The sequence below is a fragment of the Cyanobium sp. ATX 6A2 genome, assembly GCF_024346355.1.
Lineage (GTDB): Bacteria > Cyanobacteriota > Cyanobacteriia > PCC-6307 > Cyanobiaceae > NIES-981.
Genome location: NZ_JAGQCU010000011.1, coordinates 47187 through 68711 on the forward strand (window position 1 = coordinate 47187; position 21525 = coordinate 68711).

Here is a 21525-nt window from a genome sequence, read left to right on the forward strand (position 1 = left end):
TCGCCACAGACGCCTGCCTGTCGTGGCCGAGCCGATCGCCGACGCCATCAGCTTTTTCCAACTCAGCTGCGGCCGCTGGCGCTCCCAGCGCAGCAGCCACCACCTGCTGCACCGCCGGGCCGAAGCCGGCGGATCCTGGATCGAAGTGGTGGAACTGGCGGCCGACGATCCCCGGCTGATCGCCATTGCCGAGCTGCACGGCCAGGATCCCGATGGGCTGGTGGGCGGCTGCCGGGTCACCTGGAGTGCCTCGATGGCCTGGGACAAAGCCGGCGAGGCCCACCAGGGGGAGAGCGTGTTCGGCCTGATCCCCACCGATACCTGCGGACGGGAGGGCCTGCTGCTGCGGGATCGGGGCTATGCCGAAACCGCACCGGTGGCCGGGCGCTTCGCCATGGATGAGCGCGACGGACTGCTGCTCACCACCGGCTACGAAACCATGAACAGCCTGGAGCGCTTCAGCTTCGCCGGCCCCGACGTGCGACTGCGCACCAGCACGGTGGAGGGGCTCTCGAACACCGCCTCCTTCTGCGTGGAAACTCGGGTGAAGGGAGAAGCCGTGGTGGAACGGCCTGGGACGAGCGGCCAGGCACTCGCCGACAACGCCGCAGCGCTCTCCCCACTGGGCTGGTGAGGGCAGGCCGGTGCGCCGGGAATCGAGCGCAGGCGCCCTGGGGCGATGGTGTTGAACGTTACGGACTGTGAGCCCTGCCGGAAAGGCCTCGGTGCCCCCCCGGACGCACTTCTACGATCCCAGCGACGGATGCTGAACTCGTGTGGCCCTGCCTCTCCTGAAGTACGCGCCTATCACCCAGAACGCGAGGGTTTCCCCCCTGCGGGTGGGGTCGGACGAGGACCCCAAGGCCACCTCCATGGACAAGGCCATGGACAGGGAGGACCAGAACTTCGTGATCGAAGCGGCCTACCGCCAGATCTTCTTCCACGCCTTCAAGGTCGACCGCGACCGCACCCTGGAATCCCAGCTGCGCGATGGACAGCTGACGGTGCGGGATTTCATCCGCTCCCTCTGCCTGTCGGACACCTTCACCCGCAGCTTCTACAACCTCAACAGCAACTACAAGGTGGCCCGCCACCTGGTGGAGAAGCTGCTGGGCCGCAAAACCCACGGCAAGGCGGAGGAGATCGCCTGGTCGGCCGTGCTGATGACCCGAGGGGTCAAGGGCATGGTCGACGACATCCTCGACAGCGACGAATACCTCCAGGCCTTCGGCTACGACAACGTGCCCTACCACCGCAACCGGGTGGTGGGCAGCCGCGATCTCGGTGACACTCCCTTCAACATCACTAGCCCCCGCTACGACGCCTACCACCGCAACATCCTGGGTTTCCCCCAGGTGGTGTACACCGGCACCGCCCGCGCCTTCCCGGAGCGCGCCCGCCAGCGCCGCGGCGGCTCCCCGGCCGACTACCTCGACTGGGTGCGCAGCCTGCCGGCCATGCGCGCCAGCAGTTCCTCCGCCAGTGCCGACATGGACTACATGGCCCGGGTGCCTTACCGCAGCATCGGCCGCTGAGCCCAGGCCGTCCGCCCGCCCACCAGCGCTCAACCGGTCCACCGTTAGCCGATCAGAGCTTTTCAGGCGACCGCGAGGTCGCCTTTTCCATGGCCGATCCCGGCACCGGTGCCTGCGTCAGTGCTTGCTGACCACCAGGGCCCAGCCTCGGCCTGGGGTGACAGAGTCTTGCGACTGATCCCAAAGGAAACGTTCACTGTGGTCAAGTCACTCGGATCGCTGGCACGCATGACCCTTCGACAGCTGCGTCAGGTCGCCAGCGATCTTGGCGTTGGCCTCTACAGCCGCAAATCCAAGGAAGAGCTGGTTGCCGCTATCGAGGAGTGCAGCGACGAAGACAGCAGCCAGCCCAGCCTCCAGGCCATGGAGGCGGAGATGGAGCCGGCCCCCAGGCCGGAGGCAGAAACCAGCGTGGTGTTTCTGCCCCGCGATCCCCAGTGGGCCTACGTGTTCTGGGAGATCTCCGATCACGACCGCGCCTCCGCCCAAGCCACCGGCGCCACCCAGCTGTGTCTGCGAGTGGCCGATGTCACCGGGCTGCCCGGGGGCTCGGTTCACCCCCACACCATGCAGGAGGTGATCGTCGACAGTCACGCCACGGAGTGGTATCTGCCGGTGCCCCTGAGTGATCGCGACTACCGGGTGGAGCTGGGCTACCGCCAGGGCAGCGCCGGTGGCTGGATGTCCCTGGCCTTCTCCTCGGTGGCACGGGTGCCGGCCCTGCACCCCAGTGAACAGATCCTCGATCAGTTCGTGCCCTTCTCGCTCGAGAGCACCCCGTCCCCCATCCTGCCTGCACCTGGACTATCGCCGGCCGAACCGGCCGATACGGGGCTGCACGAGCGCCTGTACCAGAGCGCCACAGCGCAGTGGCGGCGCGTCAGCCGCGGCTCGGAGGCCTTCCACGAGCTCGACACCGTCGGGCTCGACTCCGGCGATCTGATCAACCCGTCCGGTGCCGGCCTGTGGGCCAGCGGGCGCGACTCGGGCATCGGTGGGGTGGCGCCGCGACAACGCTCCTTCTGGCTGGTGGCTGACGCGGAACTGATCGTCTACGGCGCCACAGATCCCTCGGCACGGCTGAGCATCGGTGGTGAGGATGTGCCCCTCTCCTCCGACGGCACCTTCCATGTTCAGGTGCCGTTCCGGGATGGCAAACAGCTCTATCCGATCGAGGCCGTGGCGGCCGACGGTGAACAGAAGCGCAACATCACCCTGGAGTTCATCCGCACCACCCCGGAGGACAACAGCAACCCGGCAGAGAAGGCCGCCAGCGAGTGGTTCTGAGTTTCGTCTGAACCCTTGCTCTGAAGAGTTGATCTGAACCGCTCACCAGGTGAGCAGCCGATGTGGCAACCCTGAACAGGGTTCCCCTCGTTCATCACCACCGTGGGCCTGCGTCGCTACCCATGGGTCCCAGCTGTGGCCCTGCTCCTGGCCGGCTGCGGCGCCGAGGCCAGGCTGGTGGGAGCTCCCGCGCCACCGCTGCCTCTGCCTGAGGGCATCGAGGTGGCCTTCAACCACAACCCCAGCAGCCGCTACCGGAGCCCGATCACGGGCCACTGGCGCCGCGGCGACGATCTGGAGGCCTTCGTGCTCCAGTCGATCGCCGCGGCCGAACGGGAGATTCTGGTGGCAGTGCAGGAACTCACCCTGCCGCGCATCGCCGAGGCCCTGGTGCAGCGCCATCGCCAGGGCCTGCGCGTGCGCGTGGTGCTGGAGAACAACTACAGCGCCCCCTGGAGCGCGCAACACCCCGCCGACCTCACCCCCCGCCAGCGCCAGCGACAGGAACAGCTGCAGGCCCTGGGCTGGGGCGATGCGGTGGCCATCCTGCACCGCGGCGGCGTGCCGGTGATCGACGACACCGCCGATGGCAGTGCCGGCAGCGGTCTGATGCACCACAAATTCATGGTCGTCGATGGGCGGGAGGTGATCACCGGCTCCACCAACTTCACCGCGTCCTGCGTCCACGGCGACCCCGATGCCCCCAGCACGCGAGGCAATGTGAACCACCTGCTGCGGCTGCACAGCAGGGAGCTGGCAGCACTGTTCCGCGAGGAATTCGAGCGCATGTGGGGGGATGGGCCGGGCGGCGGCGCGAACAGCCGCTTCGGCCTGGGCAAGGAGAGCGAGGGGCTGCGCTGGGTGCGGGTGGGCACCACCCCGGTGGGCGTGCTGTTCGCTCCGCACAGCCCCAGCGATCCACGCCATGCACTGGACCTGCTGGAGGAGCTGTTGCAGGACACCCGAACGCAGCTGGATCTGGCCCTGTTCGTGTTCTCCGCCCAGCGCCTGGGCAATGTGGTGGGAGAGCTGCACGATCGGGGGGTGACCGTGCGGCTGCTGGCCGATCCGGGCTTCGCCAACCGCTTCTTCAGCGAAGTGCTCGATCTCCTGGGCCTGGAACTGCCCGATCACCGCTGCATCGTGCAGGCGGAGAACCGCCCCCGGCGGGAGTCGCTGCCAGGGGTGGGCACACCCCGGCTTTCCGGCGGCGATAAACTCCACCACAAGCTGGCGGTGATCGATGGCCGGCGCGTGATCACCGGCTCCCTGAACTGGAGCCCCTCGGCGGCACACCGCAACGATGAAACCCTGCTGGTGATTGATTCGGCCAGAGTCGCGGCCCACTTCGGCGCCGAGGTGGATCGACTCTGGAAAGGGGCCGAGCTGGGCGTCACCGAACGGCTGCAGCGCAAGCAGGAGCGCATGCGGCAACGCTGCGGCAGTGGTCGCCGGGCCGCCGCCTAGGATTCACATAGGCACTCCTGCGCTGATGCCCGCCCCTTCCGGAACCCGCGAACAGCACGCCACCCTGGACGCGATCCAGCTGATGCTGCGCGATCTGCACACCCGCCACGACGACATCCGCCACCGGGCAGCGTTCCGGGGCTGCACCGGCGAACTGCTGGACGTGCAGCAGGAGCTGGTGGATTACCTGCTGGCCAAAAAGAGCGAGCTGATGGGCCAGAGCCGCCGCGACGGCCAGTCCCATCCCAGCTACACCGCCTATCTCTAGGCCCGATCCCCTGGGGCACCCGAGCTCCAACCATCCCCCCGGCCGCGGCCCTGCGATCGTGATCGTGGGCGCAGGACCGGCGGGTACCAGCCTGGCGCTGCGCCTGGCCAGGGCAGACCAGGCCGTGACGCTGGTGGAGGCGAGTCCGCCCGAGAGCCTCGATCGCCAGTTCCGGGGCGAAGCGCTCATGCCCCATGGCCTGGCGGCGCTGGAGGCCATGGGGCTGCTGCCCCTGCCGGCTGCCGTACCCCAGCGCCCGCTGGCCGGCTGGCGCTTCGTGCTTGAGCAGCGCGAGTTGTTCCGGCTGGCCGAGCCGCTGGAAGTGTCGCCGGCAGCGGTTCCCTGCACCCTGATCAGCCAGCCGGCCCTGCTGGGCCAGTGGCTCCGCGAACTCCAGAGCCTGCCGGCAGCCCAGGTGCTGCTCGCGCAGCGGGCCACAGGCCTGCTGTGGGGCGGCGGCCGGGTGCGGGGTGTGCAGCTGGCCGATGGCCGAGCGCTTGAGGCCTCGCTGGTGGTGGCAGCCGACGGCAGGGGGTCGCGGCTGCGGCAGCAGGCGGAACTCACGCTGCTGCGCACCGGCAGCCCCATCGACCTGCTCTGGTTCCGGCTGGATGGCCACGACCCCAGCCCCCTGGATGGCTGCTTCACCACGGTGGTGGGCCCCACAGGGTTGTTCAGCGCCTTTGACAGTGCCAGCGGGGGCGTGCAGCTGGGCTGGGTGGTGGACCGGCAGCCTTCCGCAAGCGGCAGTCGACGCAACGCACTGGAGAGCGACGCCACCCCCTGGGCCGAGCGCTTCGCCGCCCTGAGCCCCGCCCGGCTGGCGGCTTGGCTGCGGGCTTCGGCGGACGGACTTCAGGAGCCGGTGCCGCTGCGGGTGGAGGTGGGCCAGGCCAAGCGCTGGTGGCGCCCCGGCCTGTTGCTGCTCGGGGATGCCGCCCACCCCATGAGTCCGGTGCGCGCCCAGGGCATCAACCTGGCACTGCGCGATGCCTGCACTGCGGCCGAGGAACTGCTGGCCGCCCTGTCCCCAGCCGCTGGGGCGGCGGAGGCAGAGGAGGAGGGGGCGGAGAGGCTGGATCGGGCACTGGCCCGGATTGAGGCGCGTCGACGGCCCGAGAGCGAAACGCTCCAGCGCCTGCAGGCCGATGAGACCCGACGCGGCAACCTGCTGCGCCACCAGGGCTGGCTACGGCGCACTCTGGCCCTGGGCGCCCCCTGGCTGGGGCCGCTGGTGGCCGGGCGCTGGCGCCAGCAGCAGACCCCCCTGCGCCTCGGCGTCACCAGCCCCATGGGGGCCAGTGGCGCAGCCGGCTCCCCAGTCCGGCGGCAATGATGGAGGCCCACGCCAGGGCCGCTGGAGCCATGCACCGACCGTCTTCCTCAACGGCGCCCCGCGGCCGGCGGCACAAACTCTCAGCGCAGCTGCGGCGATTGGCGCTGCTGGGTGGCCTGGCCTCGCTGAGCGCACTGGCGGCAGCCACGGCGGTGCAGGCTGCCGAACCGCCCTACCCCGGCAGGGAGCAGCTGCGCGAGCTGCAGCTGCTCACCTTCAACTGCGCCCGCGACAACCAGCGCGACGACTGCGATCGAGCCCGACTGCAGGCCGACCCACTGCTCGACCACCCGCGTCTCTCTGGGCTGTGCAAGGACGCCATATGGACGATCCGGGAGGATGCTGTGGTGGTCCCCCGCAACAGCTTCGAGCGCCGCGACCGGCTCGATCGGGCCGGCGAGGATCTGCTGCGCTTCTGCCCACCCAATCCCCCATCCCCCGCCCGCGGCAGCGGTGCGGCCGGAGGGCCTCCAGGCGGGCCGCCCGGGGCTGGATTCAGAGGACTGCCTGGGCGCTGATCAGCTCGAGGAGCTCCTGGGCGGTGGCCTCCATGAACGCCACCGACCAGGTGGGCTGAACCACGGCCCGATTGGAGAGCTCACAGAGCGCGTTGCGTTCAGCGGCCGCGTCACAACTGGCCACCATCACCAGCAGGGCGTTGGTGAGCTTGCCGCGCAGACAGCTCTGGCTGCCCTTGCGGGCGAGCACCGCTGTGGCCGCGGATCGGGTCCGTCCGATGGCCTGGTCGTAGGGCAGGGCCCGGGCCCCACCGATCACTGCGGCGGCGGCGGGCAGCCCAGCCACGAAGCCGGCGAGCACCATGGCGGCAGCCGCACCCCTGAGCCAGCTGCCCGCCCCTGGGAAAACCGGCGGGGTCATCGGTGTGTTGAGCGCGTGTTGAGCACGTGTTGATCACGGGGAACGCCGTATGCAGCAGCACAGGCCTACTCCACAACGTAGCCAGGCTTGCCGGGAACGTCGCTACTGCAGGGTTAATTTGAGCCCACCCCGCCCTGGTCTGATGGCAGTGAACGTGCAGGAGATCAACGTCCGGGAGATCCGCCTGAGCCAGCCCTTCGGCGATCAGAAGCCGGGCACTTCCGGCCTGCGCAAGAGCAGCCGCCAGTTTGAGCAACCCCACTACCTGGAGAGCTTCATCGAGGCGATCTTCCGGGTACTGCCGGTGGCGGGCGGCACCCTGGTGCTCGGCGGCGACGGCCGCTACGGCAACCGCCGGGCCATCGCGGTGATCGTGCGCATGGCCGCCGCCCATGGCCTGGCCCGCATCATCACCACCAGCGGCGGCATCCTCTCCACGCCGGCGGCCTCCCACCTCATCCGCCGCCACAACGCCATCGGCGGCATAATCCTCTCGGCCAGCCACAACCCCGGCGGGCCGGCGGGCGACTTCGGGGTGAAGGTGAACGGCGCCAATGGCGGGCCGGCCCCCGAGTCGATCACCAACACCATCCACGCCGTGACCCAGACACTGGAGGGCTACCGCATCGCTGATCCGGCGGGCGAGGTGTCCAGCAGCCCTGTGGATCTGGAGCACACCGGCAGCCAGAACCTGGGCAGCCTGCAGATCGAGGTGATCGATGGCGTCGACGACTATGCGGCGCTGATGCAGGGCCTGTTCGACTTCGAGGCCATCGCCGAACTGCTCAGGGGCGACTTCCCGATGGCCTTCGACGCCATGCACGCCGTCACCGGCCCCTACGCCACGCGCATCCTTGAGGGGCTGCTGGGGGCGCCGGCAGGCACCGTGCGCAACGGCACCCCGCTGGAGGATTTCGGCGGCGGCCACCCTGACCCCAACCTCACCTACGCCCACGACCTGGCCGAGCTGCTGCTGCAGAGCGACGCCTACCGCTTCGGCGCCGCCTGCGACGGCGACGGCGACCGCAACATGGTGCTGGGCGCCCGCTGCTTCGTGAACCCCAGCGACAGCCTGGCGGTGCTCACCGCCAACGCCACCCTGGTGCCCGGTTACGCCGACGGCCTGGCCGGCGTGGCCCGCTCGATGCCCACCAGCGCTGCGGTGGACGCGGTGGCCAGGGAGCTGGGCATTCCCTGCTACGAGACGCCCACCGGCTGGAAGTTCTTCGGCAACCTTCTCGATGCCGGTCACATCACGCTCTGCGGGGAAGAGAGCTTCGGCACCGGCAGCAACCACATCCGCGAGAAGGACGGCCTCTGGGCGGTGCTGTTCTGGCTCAACATCCTGGCCATCCGTCGCTGCTCGGTGGCCGAGGTGATGGAGGAGCACTGGAGCCGTTTCGGCCGCCACTACTACTCCCGCCACGACTACGAGGCCATTCCCAGCGAGGCGGCCCAGGGCCTCTACGAGCGCATGCAGGCCATGCTCCCTTCCCTGGCTGGCCAGCCCTTCGCGGGCCGATCGATCGCCACCGCCGACGACTTCTCCTACAGCGATCCGGTGGATGGCTCGCTCACCACGGGGCAAGGCCTGCGCCTGCTGCTCGATGACGGAAGCCGGGTGGTGCTGCGCCTCTCCGGCACCGGCACCCAGGGCGCCACCCTGCGAGTGTATCTGGAGAGTTATGAGCCCGCCGCCGGCAACCTCAGCCAGGATCCCCAGCAGGCCCTGGCGGATCTGATCGCGGCGATCGATGACCTGGCCGAGATCAAGGCGCGCACCGGCATGGAGCGGCCCACGGTGATCACCTAGGAGATGTCAGGGGCGCACTCAGGAGTTGCCGACCCGCGCTCTACTCCCCATCGCGATCGGCATCCGGGGAGAACTTGGAAGACTCTGGAGGGTGAGGATCTCCGGAACTGCCGAGCCTTTTCCCCATCCCCCCCTGCCGGTATCCCTGGATGCTCTCCAGCTGCTTCATGGTCTGGGTGGCCAGGCCCCACAGCGCCCCGAAGGCGGTGAGCAGAACCATCCACCAATAAAAGGTGGTGGGTTGCACCTGGGCCGGAGTGTTCTGGATCAGGGACCGCAGCAACAGGGCAACGCTCAGCCCGACGCCACCACCCACCAGAGCGGCCACTGTGGCGATGGCACCATTGAAGCGGGTGCGCGCCATCAGCTGCTGATGTTGTCGGCCAGGACGTCGTCACCAGCCTCGGGGCCGCCTGGATCATCCTCGGGACGGCCGCCGAACAGCTGTTTCATCACCACATAGAAGGCAGGCACCACCAGCAGGGAGAGGACAGTGGCCATCAACAGGCCGCCGAAGACCACCGTGCCCAGCGAGGCCTGGCTACGGGCACCGGCACCACTGGCCACCACCAGGGGCAGGAAGCCAAACAACGAGGAAATGGCCGTCATCAGGATCGGCCGCAGACGGGACTGGGCAGCTTCCCGGGCGGCCACCTGGGCCGTGGCCCCGGCAGCCATGCGCTGGTTGGCCAAGTCCACAATCAGGATGCCGTTCTTGGCCGCCAGGCCGATGAGCATCACCAAACCAACCTGAGCGTAGATATTCAGCACTTCACCGCGAATGGCCAGAAACATGAGAGCCCCGAGCATCGCCGTAGGCACCGTCATCAGGATGATCAGTGGGTCGGTATAGCTCTCGTATTGGGCTGAGAGCACGAGGAATACCACCAGAATGCCCAGCGCAAAGATCACAATGGCCAAAGCCCCAGCCTTCACCTCTTCTCGCGAGATCCCTGTCCAGTCATAACCAAGGCCGGGCACACTGAGTTTCTCAAATTGGGATCGGATGGTGTTAATCGCATCACCAGAGCTTCTGCCTGGAGCAGCATTGCCTTCCACGCGCACAGCCCGGAAGAGGTTGAACCTTGGAATCACAGAGGGTCCAGTGGCGGGGCGCAAGCTGAAGAATTCAGAGAGCTGCACCTGATCGCCAGCACTATTCCGAACAAACAATTCGGTGAGAGATTCGGGGGTCGACCTGTAGGCATCATCAGCCTGGATGTAAACACGCCTGGCTTGACCCTCAACAAACGTGTCATTCACATAAGAGCCACCGAAGTAGAAGCTGAAGGTGCTCATGGCGTCGCCATAGTCAATCCCAAGCGAAGCCATTCGATCCCGATCCACAAGCACCTCCAATTGCGGGCCTTCCGGAGAGAACTGGGTGAACACGCGGCTGAACACGCCTGTTTGCGTGGCGTTGCGGATCAGGGTGTTCGCCTGTTCAGCCAGATCGGGCAAGGAGAAGGCACCACCGCTCTGATCCAGCAGTTGCAGCTCAAAACCATCGCCGGTTCCATACCCAGGCACTGCCGGCGGCTCCACAACAAACACACGGGCGCCTTCCACCGCCTGAAGTTTGCGGTTGAGGCGCTCCACGATCGCTCCCACACTGCGCTCAGGAGACTGACGTTGATCCCAGTTTTCAGTGCCGATGAAGAAAATACCGCGGTTGGGAGCATTTCCTTGCAGGCTGGCGCCACTGAACAGAGCTGCACTCTGAACCCCGTTCTCCTCCTCCGATCGCAGGATCTCTGCCACCTCACGATTGATGGCCTCGGTGCGCTCCAGCGATACGCCATCGGGAGCCTGCACGAAGCCGATGGCAAAGCCCTGATCCTCAGTGGGCACAAAGCCCGAAGGCATGGCATTGAAAGCCACGCCCGTCAGGACAATGCCGCCCACCAACAGCCCCATGACAAGGCGGCGATAGTGCAGAACCCAGCTGAGCAGGCGTTTGTAACCACTTTCCGCCTGCCCATAGAAGCGGTTGAAGGCGGCAAAGATGGGCTCCAGGAAAAAGCCCAGCAGCAGGCCAACAGCTGTGAAGATCACCACCGGCAGAAGATTGGGGACGCCACCAAACGCCAGTCCCGTGGCGGCACCGCCGATGGCAAAGGGCAGGCGCAGGGGCAGTCCCGTGATCAACTTCAGAGCGAAGCCAACCAGCAGGCCGGCCAGCGTGGCCAAGAGCACCGGCACCACGCCGCCACCGGCAGATAGAAGTCCATAGACGAAGCCCACGAAGCCACCACCGATGCAGTAAGTGCGTCGGGAGGGAGTACTGGCATCCATGCCCAGCAGCAGACCGGAGAGCATGGGTGAGAAGGTGAGGGCATTGAACGTAGAGATAGCCACCGAAAAGATAATTGTTGCGGCAAACTGCTGATAGATCGTCCCAGTTGCACCTGGGAAGAAAAGCACCGGCACGAACACCGCAAACAGCACCAGTGAGGTGGCGATGATGGCGCTGAACAGCTCATCCATGGTGGCTTTAGCCGCCTCAATCGCGCCCATTCCCGCCTGCTTCTTGGTGCTTGTATCTTCAATCACCGTGATCGCGTCATCCACCACCAGACCAGTGGCTAGCACTAGCCCGAATAAGGTGAGCTGATTCAGCGAGAAACCGGCAATAAGAACACCACCAAAGGTGCCGATCAAAGCCACCGGAATAGCGATTCCCGGCACCAGGGTTGACTTCCAGTCCTGCAGGAACAGGAACAGCACCAGCACCACCAGCACCACCGCATCCCGCAGGGCATTGGCCACACCACGGATCGACGCGTTGATGAAATCCGTGACGTCGTAAATCTTCTCCACCTTCACCCCAGGGGGCAGCGTGGCGGTGAATTCCGAAATCACCTGCTCCACCCCGCCCGATACCTCCACGGCATTGCTGCCACTGAGCTGGTAAATCGCCATGCCAACCGACGGCACGCCATTGATGTCGGTGGCACCGATGTTGAAGTTTTCACCCCCGAGGGACACGCGACCCACATCCTTGAGCCGGATCAGTGAGCCATCACCCATTCGCCTGATAATTAGGTTCTCGAACTCCTCAACTGAGCGCAGGCGGCCCTGGAGTTGCACTGTGAAGGTATAGGCTTGGCCCTCCGGTGAGGGTTCTCCCCCCACCTGGCCCGCCGGTACAAGTCTGTTCTGACTCTGCAACGCTGCCCGCACATCAGCAGAGGTGAGGCCAACCGCATTGAGCCGTCTGGGGTCGAGCCAGATCCGGTAAGCCAGCTGCCGATTGCCGAAGTAGGCAAGGCTTCCAACGCCTTTCACGCGACGAACAGGGTCGGTGAGGTTCTGATCCAAGAGGCCTGAAAGGAGCTCAACGCTGTAGGGATTCTGAGGATCCTCCGATGTGAAGTTGTAAACCAGAAGAATTGAACTGGATGCCTGGAGTACGGTCACGCCGGTCTGCCGCACTTCCTGAGGCAGGCGCGGTTCTGCGCGCGCCACACTGTTCTGCACATTCACCTGGTTGATGTCCCCGTCCGTGCCACTGGCGAAGGACACGGTGATGCTGGAGACACCATCGGCAGAACTGTTGGAGCTGATGAACTCCATATCCTGGACGCCGTTGATCTGCTGCTCCAGCACCGATGTCACGCCCTCCTCCACGGAAACCGCATCGGCACCCGGGAAGATCGCGTTAACCGTGATTGTGGGCGGAGCGATGTCGGGGAGGTTCTCCACCGGCAGCACTGGAATGGCGATCAAACCGATGATCACGATCAGCAGGCTGCAGACCGTGCTAAGAACCGGCCGGGTGATGAAGGTGTTGGAAGCGGACATCCTTCAGTGCCTCACTTCACAAACACCGGCGTGCCATGCCGGAGTCTGATCAGATTGCTGGAGATCACCCGCTCCGCCTGCTGGAGTCCCTTGAGCACCGGGTAGCGCTCACCCTGCACGAAACCCAACTCCACCGGCGTCTGCAGTGCGTAGGTGCCATCAGATGGCAGGGCGGCCAGCTGCTCAGGGGTGAGCTGTCCCGGATTGGATCTCAGGTCCTGCAGGCTGCCCAAACGGAACACAAAGCTCTGGCCTGAGGTTTGCCGCACGGCAGCGAACGGCACCGACAGCTGCGGAGCGGTGTCGAACACCACCCGGGTGCTGAGGCGCATGCCGTTGCGCAGGTCCGGTCCGGGGTTCTGGAACGGCATGGTCACCAGCAGACCCTGGGTGTCGGCCGTGACACTGGGATCCACGAAACTCACTTGACCGGTGGCCAGGGTGCCGCCGCCGCCCGGTGCCTCCACAAACACCTGTTGGCCGAGCCGCAGGCGGGAGGCATAGACGGCCGGCACCTCGACACGCACCTGCAGCCGGTCGTTGCGGATCAGGCTGGTGAACGGCGTGCCCTCGCGGATCACATCCCCCAACTTCACCTCCAGGTCGCTGACGATGCCGCTGATCGGTGCGCGCAGGTCCTTGAAGGCCAGGTCGGCCTCCCGGACGCGCACGGCTTCCTGCGACTGCAGCAGGGCCTCCCGGAAGCGATCGCGCTGGAACGCACTGGCCGCGCCCTGCTCAGCCAGAAATTCGAACCGCCTGAAATCCACCTTGTTCTGCTCCATCACGGCCCTGGCCGCAGCCAGCTCGGCCTGGCTCTGCTTCTGATCGAGCACCACCAGCAACTGGCCCGCCTCCACCACCTCACCCTCGCGCACGAGGATGCGCTCGATACGGCCGCCGGCCCGCGCCGCCAACGACACCTTCTCCACCGACTCCAGGGTGCCCACGGTGTTGAGTTGATCGGCAAACGGTGCCAGCTGCACCGGCGTGGCCTCCACGGGCACCAGGGCGGCAGGCGCGGCCTGCTCCGTTCCTCCACAGGCCACCAGAGCGGGCAGAGCCCAACCGGTGAGGGCGAGAGCCGAGATTCTCCGAACGAGCACGCGGCACCAGCAGTCGGCGCCATTGTGACCGCAGACCCGCCCGGGGGCGAGGTCTCTGCCGCACACCGGCACCGCGGCTGGAGCGGCCCGCTGGTCTCAGCGCAGCGGCGCCGGGCCGACCTCGCCAGCGGCCGGAGGGCCAAACAACCGTTCCTCCAGCGCCTTGACCACCACATAGAAGGGGGGTACCACCCCCAGGGACAGGACGGTGGCCACCAGCAGGCCGCCGAAGATCACGGTGCCCAGGGATTGCTGGCTGTTGGCACCGGCGGTGGTGGCGAGCACCAGGGGCAGGAAGCCAGCCAGGGACGCGATGGCGGTCATCAGGATCGGGCGCAGGCGTGACTGGGCGGCGGCGATGGCGGCATCCACCGCGGCGAGTCCCTTCTCGCGCTGCTGCTGCTCAGCGAGCTCCACGATCAGGATGCCGTTCTTGGCTGCCAGGCCGATCAACGTCACCAGTCCCACCTGGGCGTAGATGTTGAGGTCGATGGAGCGCAGGGCCAGGAACACCAGCGCCCCCAACATGGCCAGCGGCACGGTCATCAAGATGATGACCGGGGTGACATAGCTTTCATACTGGGCGGAGAGCACCAGGAATACAAACATAATGCCGAGGCCAAACACCAGCACACTGGCGTTACCCGCCGAAAGCTGCAGGGCAGCGATACCGGTAAAGGCATAGCCTATGTTGTTGAAGTCCTGCTCCTTGAAGATCCTCTGGATCGCCTCAAGGGCTTGACCGGAGCTCTTGCCGGCCGCCTCCACACCCTGTACCAGGATGGTGCGGTAAAGATTGTAGTGGCTGATCACCGGCGGAGCACTGGTGAGTTCGGCCTGCGCAAACTGGGACACCTGGATCAGCTCGCCATCGCGGCTGCCCACGTAATAGCTGAGGATGTCATCGAGCTGGCTGCGTCCGCTCTCGGCGGCCTGCACATAGATGTTGCGCACCTGGCCGCCCTCATAGGTAAGGCCCGAATAGTTGCCACCGGCAAGGATGGCGATGGTCTGCATCGCCTGCTGAAAGTCGATGTTCAGAGCTCCCATGGTGGAGCGATCGATGCTCAGGCCGAAGGCTGGGGAGCTGGGAATGAACTGGGTGTAGAGCGACGCGAAGGCATTGCTGGCCTGGCCCGCCACAAGCAGGTTCTGGGCCTGCTGGTCGAGCTCCACGAAGCTGAGGGCACCATTGCTGAGGTCGTTGAACTGGAAATAAAAGCCGCTCTGGGCGGAGAAGCCGGGAATGGCCGGTGGCTGGGTGGCCGCGGCCAGGCCGGTGCTGAACTCGCCGAGCCTGCCGTTGAGGCGGGCCACGATGGCGGGGGCCCGATGCTCGACGCCGGATCGCTCCTCCAGGGGCCTCAGGCCGAAGAAGAACAGCCCCTGCTCGGGGCTGTTGCCGTTGAAGCCGGCGCCGCTGATCATGGCTGCGGAGGTCACATCCTCCTCCTCGCGCAGCACCGCCGCGATCTGATTGCCCACCTGCCGGGTCTCGCTGAGGGAGGCGCCGCTCTGGAGCTGGAAGATCCCCAGGCCATACCCCTGGTCTTCCTCGGGGATGAAGGCGGTGGGCAGGGCCGTGAAGGCATAGCCAGTGACCAGGATGCCGACGCCGAGCACAACCAGCACCAGCCGGCGCCTGCCAACCAGCACCCTGAGCAGGCGGCTGTAGCCCTCCTCAAGCCACCGAAAGCCAGTGTTGAAGGTGTCAAACAGCCAGGCCAGTCGAAATCCGGCCAAGCCGAACACAAGCAGACCGAACACATAGGCCCGGGGTCCGAAGGATGCTGCGCTGAAGCGACCGAAGGCCAGTCCCACCGCCAGTCCACCGATGCCCCAGCCCCAGCCCCGGGGCCTGGGGGGCGCGTCGGTCTTCAGCAGGAGAGCCGCCATCATCGGCGAGAAGGTGAGGGCGTTGAAAGTGGAGATGGCGATGGAAAAGGCGATCGTGAGTGCAAACTGTCGGTAGATGATGCCGATGCCTCCCGGATAGAAGGCCACCGGCACGAACACCGCCATCAGCACCAATGAGGTGGCGAGGATGGCACCGAACAGTTCGCCCATGCAGGCAGTGGCAGCCTGTCGTGGACGCATGCCCTGCTCGATCTTGCTGGATACGCCCTCGATCACAACAATCGCGTCATCCACCACCAGGCCGGTAGCCAGCACCAGCCCTAGGAGTGTCAGCTGATTGATGGAGAAGCCGAACACCTGGATGAAGGCAAACGTGCCAACCAGGGAGATGGGGATCGCCAGGCTAGGCACCACCGTGGCGCGCCAGTTCTGCAGGAAGAGGAAGAGAATGACCAGCACCAGCACGATCGCCAGCCCGAGGGCGTCCACCACACCGCTGACAGCTGATTCGATGAACTCTCCCACGTTGTAGATCGGCGTGAGGGTGACGCCTGGAGGCAACTGCTGGGAGAAATCCTGCATCAGTGCGACCACGGCTTCCGACACCTGCAGGGCATTACTCTCGGGTGTCTGATAGACCCCGATGGTGATGGCAGGGTAGCCATTGATGTCAACAGCCTCGGTGGAAAAGGTGTTGAAGCCGTAGGTGGCCTGGCCCACATCCTGTAGACGCAGGAGGTTCCCTTGGGGCGTGCGACCGATCACCAGCTGGTTGAACTGGTCGATCGAAATCAGGTTGCCGTTGTCCTCCACCAGAATCGGGTAGGTGAACATCTGATCGCCGCCGGCCGGTGGGCCGCCCACCAGTCCTCCCACCGCCACGGTGTTCTGGCTGCCCACGGCCATCACCACCTGATCGGCGGTAATGCCGTTGGCGGCCAGTTTCACCGGATCCACGAACAGCCAGAAGGCCGGTTGACTGCCCCCATACAGGGCGACCTGAGCCACGCCTGGAATCCGACCAAGCTGGTAGTAGAGCTGCTGGTAGATGAGGCCGTTGAGATAGGCCGCATCAAACTGTCCCTCACTGGACGACACCTGATAGGCCAGCAGGATCGAAGGGTTGGTCTGCTTCACCGACACACCGGTGCTGCTCACCTGCGCAGGCAGCTGAGGCATCGCCAGCGACACCCGGTTCTGAACATTCACCTGGTCAATGCTGATGTCAGTGTCCTTGTTGAAAAACACGTTCACCGTGCTGGATCCGGTGCTGGTGGTCAGCGAGGAGATGTAGTCGACACCGGGCACACCATTGATCTGCTGCTCCAGCACATTGGTCACGGCCTGCTCGGTGACCAGGGAGTTGGCGCCGCCGTAGGTGGCGCTCACCTGGATCTGGGGTGGCGCGATGTTGGGCAGGTTTTCGATCGGCAGGGCCGGGATGCTGATCAGGCCCACCAGCACGATCAGGATGCTGCACACGGTGGTGAGCACCGGCCGCTTGATGAAGGTGTCGGAGAGCGACATCGCGGCGCCTGCCTAGCCCTGGGGCCTTCCAGCCGGCGGCGGAGGCGCCGTGGGGCCGTTGGCGATGCGCACCGGCATCCCCGAGCGCAGCAGAGCGGTGTTGCTCACCACCACCTGCTCTCCGGGCTGCAGTCCGGAGAGCAGGGGATAGCGGTTTCCCTCCAGGCGCCCCAGCCGCACAGGAGCCTGTACCACCACAGTCGTGGTGGCAGGGAGGGACTCGAGTTTCCGCTTCTGGGCTTCGGGCACCGATGTGGACTCCCTGATCCCCGGCAACACCTGGGCCAGGGGCAGCACGCGATACACAAACGGCTGCTGTGCCTGCATCTGCACCGCCTGCACCGGCACCGACAGCTGACGCGTGCGGCCAGTGATGATGCGGCTCTTCACAAACATGCCCGCCTTGAGCTCCCCGGTGGAATTGGCGAACTCGGCCTTCACCAGCACGCTGTTGGGCGACTGCTGGCCACCCCGGATGCCGAAATAGGGAGAGATGAACACCACTTGGCCGCGGCCGCTGATCGGCGGGGTGGTCTGGGTCTGCAGCTCCACCGTCTGGCCCATGGCCACCTGGCGCGCCTGGGTGGCGGGCACGTCCATCAGGGTGTAGAGGCTGGTGTTATCCACGATGCCGGTGATCGCCTGGCCGGCGCTCACCACGTCCCCCAGCTGCACCGAGGAGAGATTGCCGATCAGCCCGCTGATCGGCGCCCGCACCACCTTGTAGGCGAGGTCTGCTTCAGCCACCCGAGCCTGGTCCCGGCTGGTGATCGCCTGAGTCACATAGAAGTCGCGTTCGCGGGCCGAAACAGCGCCCCGCTCCTCGAGGAAGGTGAAGCGTTCGGCGTTCACGCCATCCCTGCGGGCCTCGGCGCGGGCCGCATCGAGAGAGGCCCGCTGCTGAGCGTTGTCGAGCACCAGGATTGGCTGACCGGCCTCCACCCGCTGCCCCTGCTGCACCAGGATCTGCACCACCCGGCCCTCCACCTGGGGGCGCAGAGCCACGTCGCTGGTGGTGGAGAGCTGACTCACCAGCTCAATCGCCGGGGTGAACTCAGCATCACCGATCGTCTCCACCTGCACCGCAGGGGGCTGACGGGCCTCAGGAGCCCGGGCTCCGCAGCTGGATGAGACCACGGCCGCAGCGACCAGGGCCGCCGACAACAGAGCCTGAGCCTGCAGGGATGGGAACGAACGCATCCTGCTGGCACACCTCCGGTCAACCTAAGGGGGTCCGCCCGGCCTCTCCCCCTTTGTCACAGGAGTCGGAACTGACACTGGAGCCAGAACGTGCCGGCACAGGAAGATAAAGCCACGTGACCGATCTCTTCTCTCACCAGCGCGAAGTGCGCCTGCGCCGGCTGGCGCCCCTGGCCGATCGTCTGCGACCCCGCACCCTGGACGAGTTCGTGGGCCAGGAGGGGATCCTCGGGCCGGGCCGGCTGCTGCGGCGCGCCATCGCCGCCGACCGGGTGGGCAATCTGATCCTGCACGGCCCGCCCGGGGTGGGCAAGACCACCCTGGCGCGGATCATCGCCGGCACCACCCGCGCCCACTTCAGCAGCCTCAACGCGGTGCTGGCGGGGGTGAAGGACCTGCGCGCCGAGGTGGAGGCAGCCCGCCAGCGGCTGGAGCTCCACGGCCTGCGCACCACCCTGTTCATCGATGAGGTACACCGCTTCAACACCGCCCAGCAGGACGCCCTGCTGCCCTGGGTGGAGAACGGCACCGTGAACCTGATCGGGGCCACCACGGAGAACCCGTTCTTCGAGGTGAACAAGGCGTTGGTGAGCCGCTCGCGCCTGTTCCGGATGCAGCCCCTCGAACCCCGGCACCTGAGCCAGCTGCTGGAGCGGGCCCTCGCCGATCCGGAACGGGGCTACGGCGATCGGGCCGTGACGCTCAGCGCGGAAGCCGCCGCCCACCTGGTGGACGTGGCCGGAGGCGATGCCCGCAGCCTGCTCAACGCCCTGGAGCTGGCGGTGGAGACCTCGGAGCCCGATGGCAACGGCGCCATCACGATCGATCTGGCGATCGCCGAGGAGTCGATCCAGCAGCGGGCGGTGCTCTACGACAAGCAGGGCGATGCCCACTTCGACACCATCAGCGCCTTCATCAAGTCGCTGCGGGGCAGCGATCCCGACGCCGCCCTGTTCTGGCTGGCGCGGATGGTGGAGGCGGGCGAGAACCCCCGCTTCATCTTCCGCCGCATGCTGATCGCCGCCGGCGAGGACGTGGGTCTGGCCGACCCCCAGGCGATTGTGGTGGTGGAGGCCTGCGCCGCCGCCTTCGAGCGGGTGGGTCTGCCGGAGGGTCTCTATCCCCTGGCCCAGGCCGCCCTGTACCTGGCCGGGGCCGAGAAGAGCAACAGCATCCTCGGCTTTTTCGATGCGGTGAAGACCGTGCGCTCCGCCAATCGCCAGCAGGTGCCCTCCCACCTGCGCGACGCCAACCGCGACGGCCGCGCCTTCGGCGATGGGGTGGGCTACCGCTACCCCCACGCCTACGGGGAGCACTGGGTGGCCCAGCAGTACCTGCCCGGCGAACTGCAGGGCGAGGTGTTCTGGCAGCCGGGCCAGCTGGGCTGGGAGGGGGCGCTGCGCCAGCGGCTGCAGCAGCGCCGCGCCGCCCAGCTGGCAGCAGCGGCCGAAACCGCCCTCGAGGGCGGCGAGGTGCTCAGCAGCGGCCCCGACGATCCCCAGCTGGAGCGCTGGCTGCAGCGCCAGGCGGCCAGCGAGGGCGCCAGGCTGGACGTCCTGCGCCAGCGCTTCTGGGCCGGGGCGAGCTGGCAGCGTCATCACCGGGTGCTGCTGCTCGACGGCCACTCCCTGCTCTGGGCCCTCGATCCCCTGCAGGCCACGCCGGAAGGCGGCGTGACAATCCAGGTGCGCGACGAGGCCGTGGCCGAGCGGCTGAGGGCTCAGCTGCAGGTGCTGGACACCCTGCGCCGACCGGATCTGGCGGTGTCTGCCGATGGCGATCCAGCGCGGCTGGCGGCAGCCTGCGGCAAAGGACCGTTCGAATGGATCGCGGCGCGGCGGGTGGGGGAGGAGCTCACCACGGCCGTGATCGAGCGCTTGGCCAGAGCCTTCACCCCCCTGCTTGCAGATCACGGCCAGTGGCGGCTGCTGTTCAGCCAACCCCTGCTGGGTCCGATGACCGCCCTGAACCAGAGTGGAGCCCTGGGCCTGGAGCCAGAAGAGCCGCTGCAGTTGGCGCTGGCGGCCGAGGCCAGGGTCCAGAAACGGCAGCAGCAGGGGCTGAACCGCTGGCGAGCCGCCCTCAAGGGTGAAGGACTGACGCTGGAATCAGCAACCTGGAACGAAACCCTCCACCTGCACCTGAATGATGCCCTGCTGGAGCGCTGGCTGGCACCCACCGGCCCCTATCGCCGCCAGCTCAGGGGGCTGAGCGATGACGCCTTCAAGGCCCTCGGTGAGCGACTGCGCCGCAGCCGGGGAGTGCAACTTCCCCAGGACCTGCGGCACACGCTTCTGAGCGCCAGGCGTTGACCCTCAGATTCACCAGAGGCCGCGGATGATCTGCGGCTGGACCATGGGGGCGGGGGCGGGAGCTGTGGTGCGCCGCACTTCGACCACCGGAGCCACCGCCTGATTGGCCTGAATGCAGGCCGGCAGGAACACGTACCAGGAGAGCAGGGAGGTGCACTGGGCTTCACCCTTGCACTGGCCCTCAGCGCAGACGTTCTGGGAGCCGGTGTAGGTGCCGCAGAAATCGGCCAGACGCATGTCCACGGGCAGGTTGGCCATGATCCCGGCTGAGGAGATCGAACCATCACGCGCATCGGCGATGATCGCCGAGCGCAGAGCCTGCACCGAGTATTCGGTCATGCTGTGGTAAGGGAAGTAGCTGGTGGTCTGGTTCTTGAGGAACCGCACACCCTCATCGGAGTAGAGGAAGCGGTGCACCCCGATCAGGTCCACGTTGTACGACTTGGTGAGGCCCTCGCGCACCTCCTCATCGCTCCAGCCAGACCCATCCAGGCCACCGCGCAGGCCGCGATCGGTGACGTCACCGGTCTCCAGGAAGGTCTTCATGGCCTCCGTGTCGGTGGACCAGACGGCACCGCCGCTGTTCCAACGAATGGGCAGATCGTTATGAACGGCGGCGGAGGCCGGCAGAGCCGAGGCCGTGATTGCCGAGCCCACCACGAGGCCGGCCAGCAGTTGCTTGATCACGAGTAGAACCAATGGATACATCTCGAAAACTACTCACCACAGCCGCATCTGGCCATGAACGGCAAGAGCTATCAAGACATTGACACAAACAGTTCACTCTCCACGCAAGAGCTTGCCATCCGCGCAACGGCCGCCGGGCGCCAGCCGACAGGCACGCGAGGGCGGTGCTGTTGTCAGGGCGCTCAGGTCACCACCTCCAGGCCGGCGCGCTGCATCCCGGCTCCCACCCCTCCCCAGCGCCAGCCAACGGCCACCCCGGTGACGCTTTCGGGCCGCACACCATCCTGGCAGTGGCAGAGCCGCCCGCTGTCATGGTCGAGTTGCCAGCACGACAGCTCGCTCACCAGCGACCGACGCCGCCATTTGATCGCCGCCTCCTTCAGCACCCAGCTTGTGAGCACCGCTGCGCGCCGCCGAAAAGCCCAGCAACAGCCCCGCTCCGCTGTG

General features: G+C 66.6%; 17 protein-coding genes. 9 read left to right on the top strand and 8 right to left on the bottom strand.

Going from position 1 to position 21525, the window contains the following annotated elements; genetic code table 11:
• Positions 1 to 22: 22 nt before the first annotated feature.
• From KBY96_RS10870 to KBY96_RS10900, 7 genes are all read left to right on the top strand, one after another.
• Positions 23 to 634 carry a phycobiliprotein lyase gene (locus KBY96_RS10870; RefSeq protein ID WP_254979393.1) on the top strand — a complete coding sequence of 204 codons (612 nt, stop codon included), beginning with the start codon at positions 23 to 25 and terminating at the stop codon, positions 632 to 634.
• 142 nt (positions 635 to 776) lie between these two features.
• The gene (locus tag KBY96_RS10875; protein ID WP_254979394.1) at positions 777 to 1535 is read left to right on the top strand and encodes a phycobilisome rod-core linker polypeptide; all 759 of its coding nucleotides are present in this window, start codon (positions 777 to 779) and stop codon (positions 1533 to 1535) included.
• 228 nt (positions 1536 to 1763) lie between these two features.
• Entirely contained in the window at positions 1764 to 2822 is a 1059-nt protein-coding gene (locus tag KBY96_RS10880) for a DUF4912 domain-containing protein (RefSeq protein ID WP_254979395.1), read from the top strand.
• Between the two features lie 135 nt (positions 2823 to 2957).
• Positions 2958 to 4289: a phospholipase D-like domain-containing protein gene (locus KBY96_RS10885; RefSeq protein WP_254979396.1), complete on the top strand. Its 1332-nt coding sequence runs from the start codon at positions 2958 to 2960 to the stop codon at positions 4287 to 4289.
• 25 nt (positions 4290 to 4314) lie between these two features.
• Positions 4315 to 4557: a hypothetical protein gene (locus KBY96_RS10890; RefSeq protein WP_254979397.1), complete on the top strand. Its 243-nt coding sequence runs from the start codon at positions 4315 to 4317 to the stop codon at positions 4555 to 4557.
• Positions 4558 to 4621: 64 nt separating this feature from the next.
• On the top strand, positions 4622 to 5893 hold the full coding sequence (locus tag KBY96_RS10895; RefSeq protein WP_254979398.1) for an FAD-dependent monooxygenase: 1272 nt from the start codon (positions 4622 to 4624) through the stop codon (positions 5891 to 5893).
• A gap of 29 nt (positions 5894 to 5922) precedes the next feature.
• Positions 5923 to 6411 carry a hypothetical protein gene (locus KBY96_RS10900; RefSeq protein WP_254979399.1) on the top strand — a complete coding sequence of 163 codons (489 nt, stop codon included), beginning with the start codon at positions 5923 to 5925 and terminating at the stop codon, positions 6409 to 6411.
• Here KBY96_RS10900 and KBY96_RS10905 read toward each other — a convergent pair.
• Positions 6389 to 6715 (bottom strand): hypothetical protein, encoded by a 327-nt coding sequence (locus KBY96_RS10905; protein WP_254979400.1) that lies wholly within the window; start codon positions 6713 to 6715, stop codon positions 6389 to 6391. The genes KBY96_RS10900 and KBY96_RS10905 overlap by 23 nt on opposite strands.
• Before the next feature lie 199 nt (positions 6716 to 6914).
• Here KBY96_RS10905 and KBY96_RS10910 point away from each other — a divergent pair, with 199 nt between their 5' ends.
• Complete coding sequence (locus KBY96_RS10910) at positions 6915 to 8585, top strand: alpha-D-glucose phosphate-specific phosphoglucomutase (protein WP_254979401.1); 1671 nt, start codon at positions 6915 to 6917, stop codon at positions 8583 to 8585.
• 40 nt (positions 8586 to 8625) lie between these two features.
• Here the strand turns inward: KBY96_RS10910 and KBY96_RS10915 are convergent, their stop codons facing one another.
• The 5 genes from KBY96_RS10915 to KBY96_RS10935 form a co-directional block, all read right to left on the bottom strand.
• On the bottom strand, positions 8626 to 8949 hold the full coding sequence (locus KBY96_RS10915; RefSeq protein WP_254979402.1) for a hypothetical protein: 324 nt from the start codon (positions 8947 to 8949) through the stop codon (positions 8626 to 8628).
• The gene (locus KBY96_RS10920; protein WP_254979403.1) at positions 8949 to 12389 is read right to left on the bottom strand and encodes an efflux RND transporter permease subunit; all 3441 of its coding nucleotides are present in this window, start codon (positions 12387 to 12389) and stop codon (positions 8949 to 8951) included. The genes KBY96_RS10915 and KBY96_RS10920 overlap by 1 nt, the downstream gene beginning before the upstream one ends.
• Positions 12390 to 12400: 11 nt before the next feature.
• Complete coding sequence (locus KBY96_RS10925; RefSeq protein WP_254979404.1) at positions 12401 to 13495, bottom strand: efflux RND transporter periplasmic adaptor subunit; 1095 nt, start codon at positions 13493 to 13495, stop codon at positions 12401 to 12403.
• Between the two features lie 96 nt (positions 13496 to 13591).
• A complete protein-coding gene (locus KBY96_RS10930; protein WP_254979405.1) occupies positions 13592 to 16879 on the bottom strand; it encodes an efflux RND transporter permease subunit in 3288 nt (1095 codons plus the stop codon).
• A 12-nt stretch (positions 16880 to 16891) separates the two neighbouring features.
• Positions 16892 to 18079, bottom strand: a complete 1188-nt coding sequence (locus tag KBY96_RS10935) for an efflux RND transporter periplasmic adaptor subunit (RefSeq protein ID WP_254979406.1) — start codon at positions 18077 to 18079, stop codon at positions 16892 to 16894.
• Positions 18080 to 18195: 116 nt separating this feature from the next.
• Here KBY96_RS10935 and KBY96_RS10940 point away from each other — a divergent pair, with 116 nt between their 5' ends.
• Positions 18196 to 20391: an AAA family ATPase gene (locus KBY96_RS10940; protein WP_254979408.1), complete on the top strand. Its 2196-nt coding sequence runs from the start codon at positions 18196 to 18198 to the stop codon at positions 20389 to 20391.
• A 9-nt stretch (positions 20392 to 20400) separates the two neighbouring features.
• On the opposite strand, the gene KBY96_RS10945 is transcribed toward KBY96_RS10940, so the two are convergent.
• A complete protein-coding gene (locus KBY96_RS10945; RefSeq protein ID WP_254979410.1) occupies positions 20401 to 21099 on the bottom strand; it encodes an alpha/beta hydrolase in 699 nt (232 codons plus the stop codon).
• Between the two features lie 161 nt (positions 21100 to 21260).
• On the bottom strand, positions 21261 to 21479 hold the full coding sequence (locus tag KBY96_RS10950; RefSeq protein WP_254979412.1) for a hypothetical protein: 219 nt from the start codon (positions 21477 to 21479) through the stop codon (positions 21261 to 21263).
• Between the last annotated feature and the right edge of the window lie 46 nt (positions 21480 to 21525).

Excerpts from the sequence above, each read along its gene's own strand:
- KBY96_RS10900 (WP_254979399.1), top strand. The coding sequence starts at position 5,923 with ATGCACCGACCGTCTTCCTCAACGGCGCCCCGCGGCCGGCGGCACAAA.
- KBY96_RS10915 (WP_254979402.1), bottom strand. The coding sequence starts at position 8,949 with ATGGCGCGCACCCGCTTCAATGGTGCCATCGCCACAGTGGCCGCTCTG.
- KBY96_RS10910 (WP_254979401.1), top strand. The coding sequence starts at position 6,915 with ATGGCAGTGAACGTGCAGGAGATCAACGTCCGGGAGATCCGCCTGAGC.
- KBY96_RS10905 (WP_254979400.1), bottom strand. The coding sequence starts at position 6,715 with ATGGTGCTCGCCGGCTTCGTGGCTGGGCTGCCCGCCGCCGCCGCAGTG.
- KBY96_RS10945 (WP_254979410.1), bottom strand. The coding sequence starts at position 21,099 with ATGTATCCATTGGTTCTACTCGTGATCAAGCAACTGCTGGCCGGCCTC.
- KBY96_RS10920 (WP_254979403.1), bottom strand. The coding sequence starts at position 12,389 with ATGTCCGCTTCCAACACCTTCATCACCCGGCCGGTTCTTAGCACGGTC.
- KBY96_RS10930 (WP_254979405.1), bottom strand. The coding sequence starts at position 16,879 with ATGTCGCTCTCCGACACCTTCATCAAGCGGCCGGTGCTCACCACCGTG.
- KBY96_RS10880 (WP_254979395.1), top strand. The coding sequence starts at position 1,764 with ATGACCCTTCGACAGCTGCGTCAGGTCGCCAGCGATCTTGGCGTTGGC.
- KBY96_RS10935 (WP_254979406.1), bottom strand. The coding sequence starts at position 18,079 with ATGCGTTCGTTCCCATCCCTGCAGGCTCAGGCTCTGTTGTCGGCGGCC.
- KBY96_RS10890 (WP_254979397.1), top strand. The coding sequence starts at position 4,315 with ATGCCCGCCCCTTCCGGAACCCGCGAACAGCACGCCACCCTGGACGCG.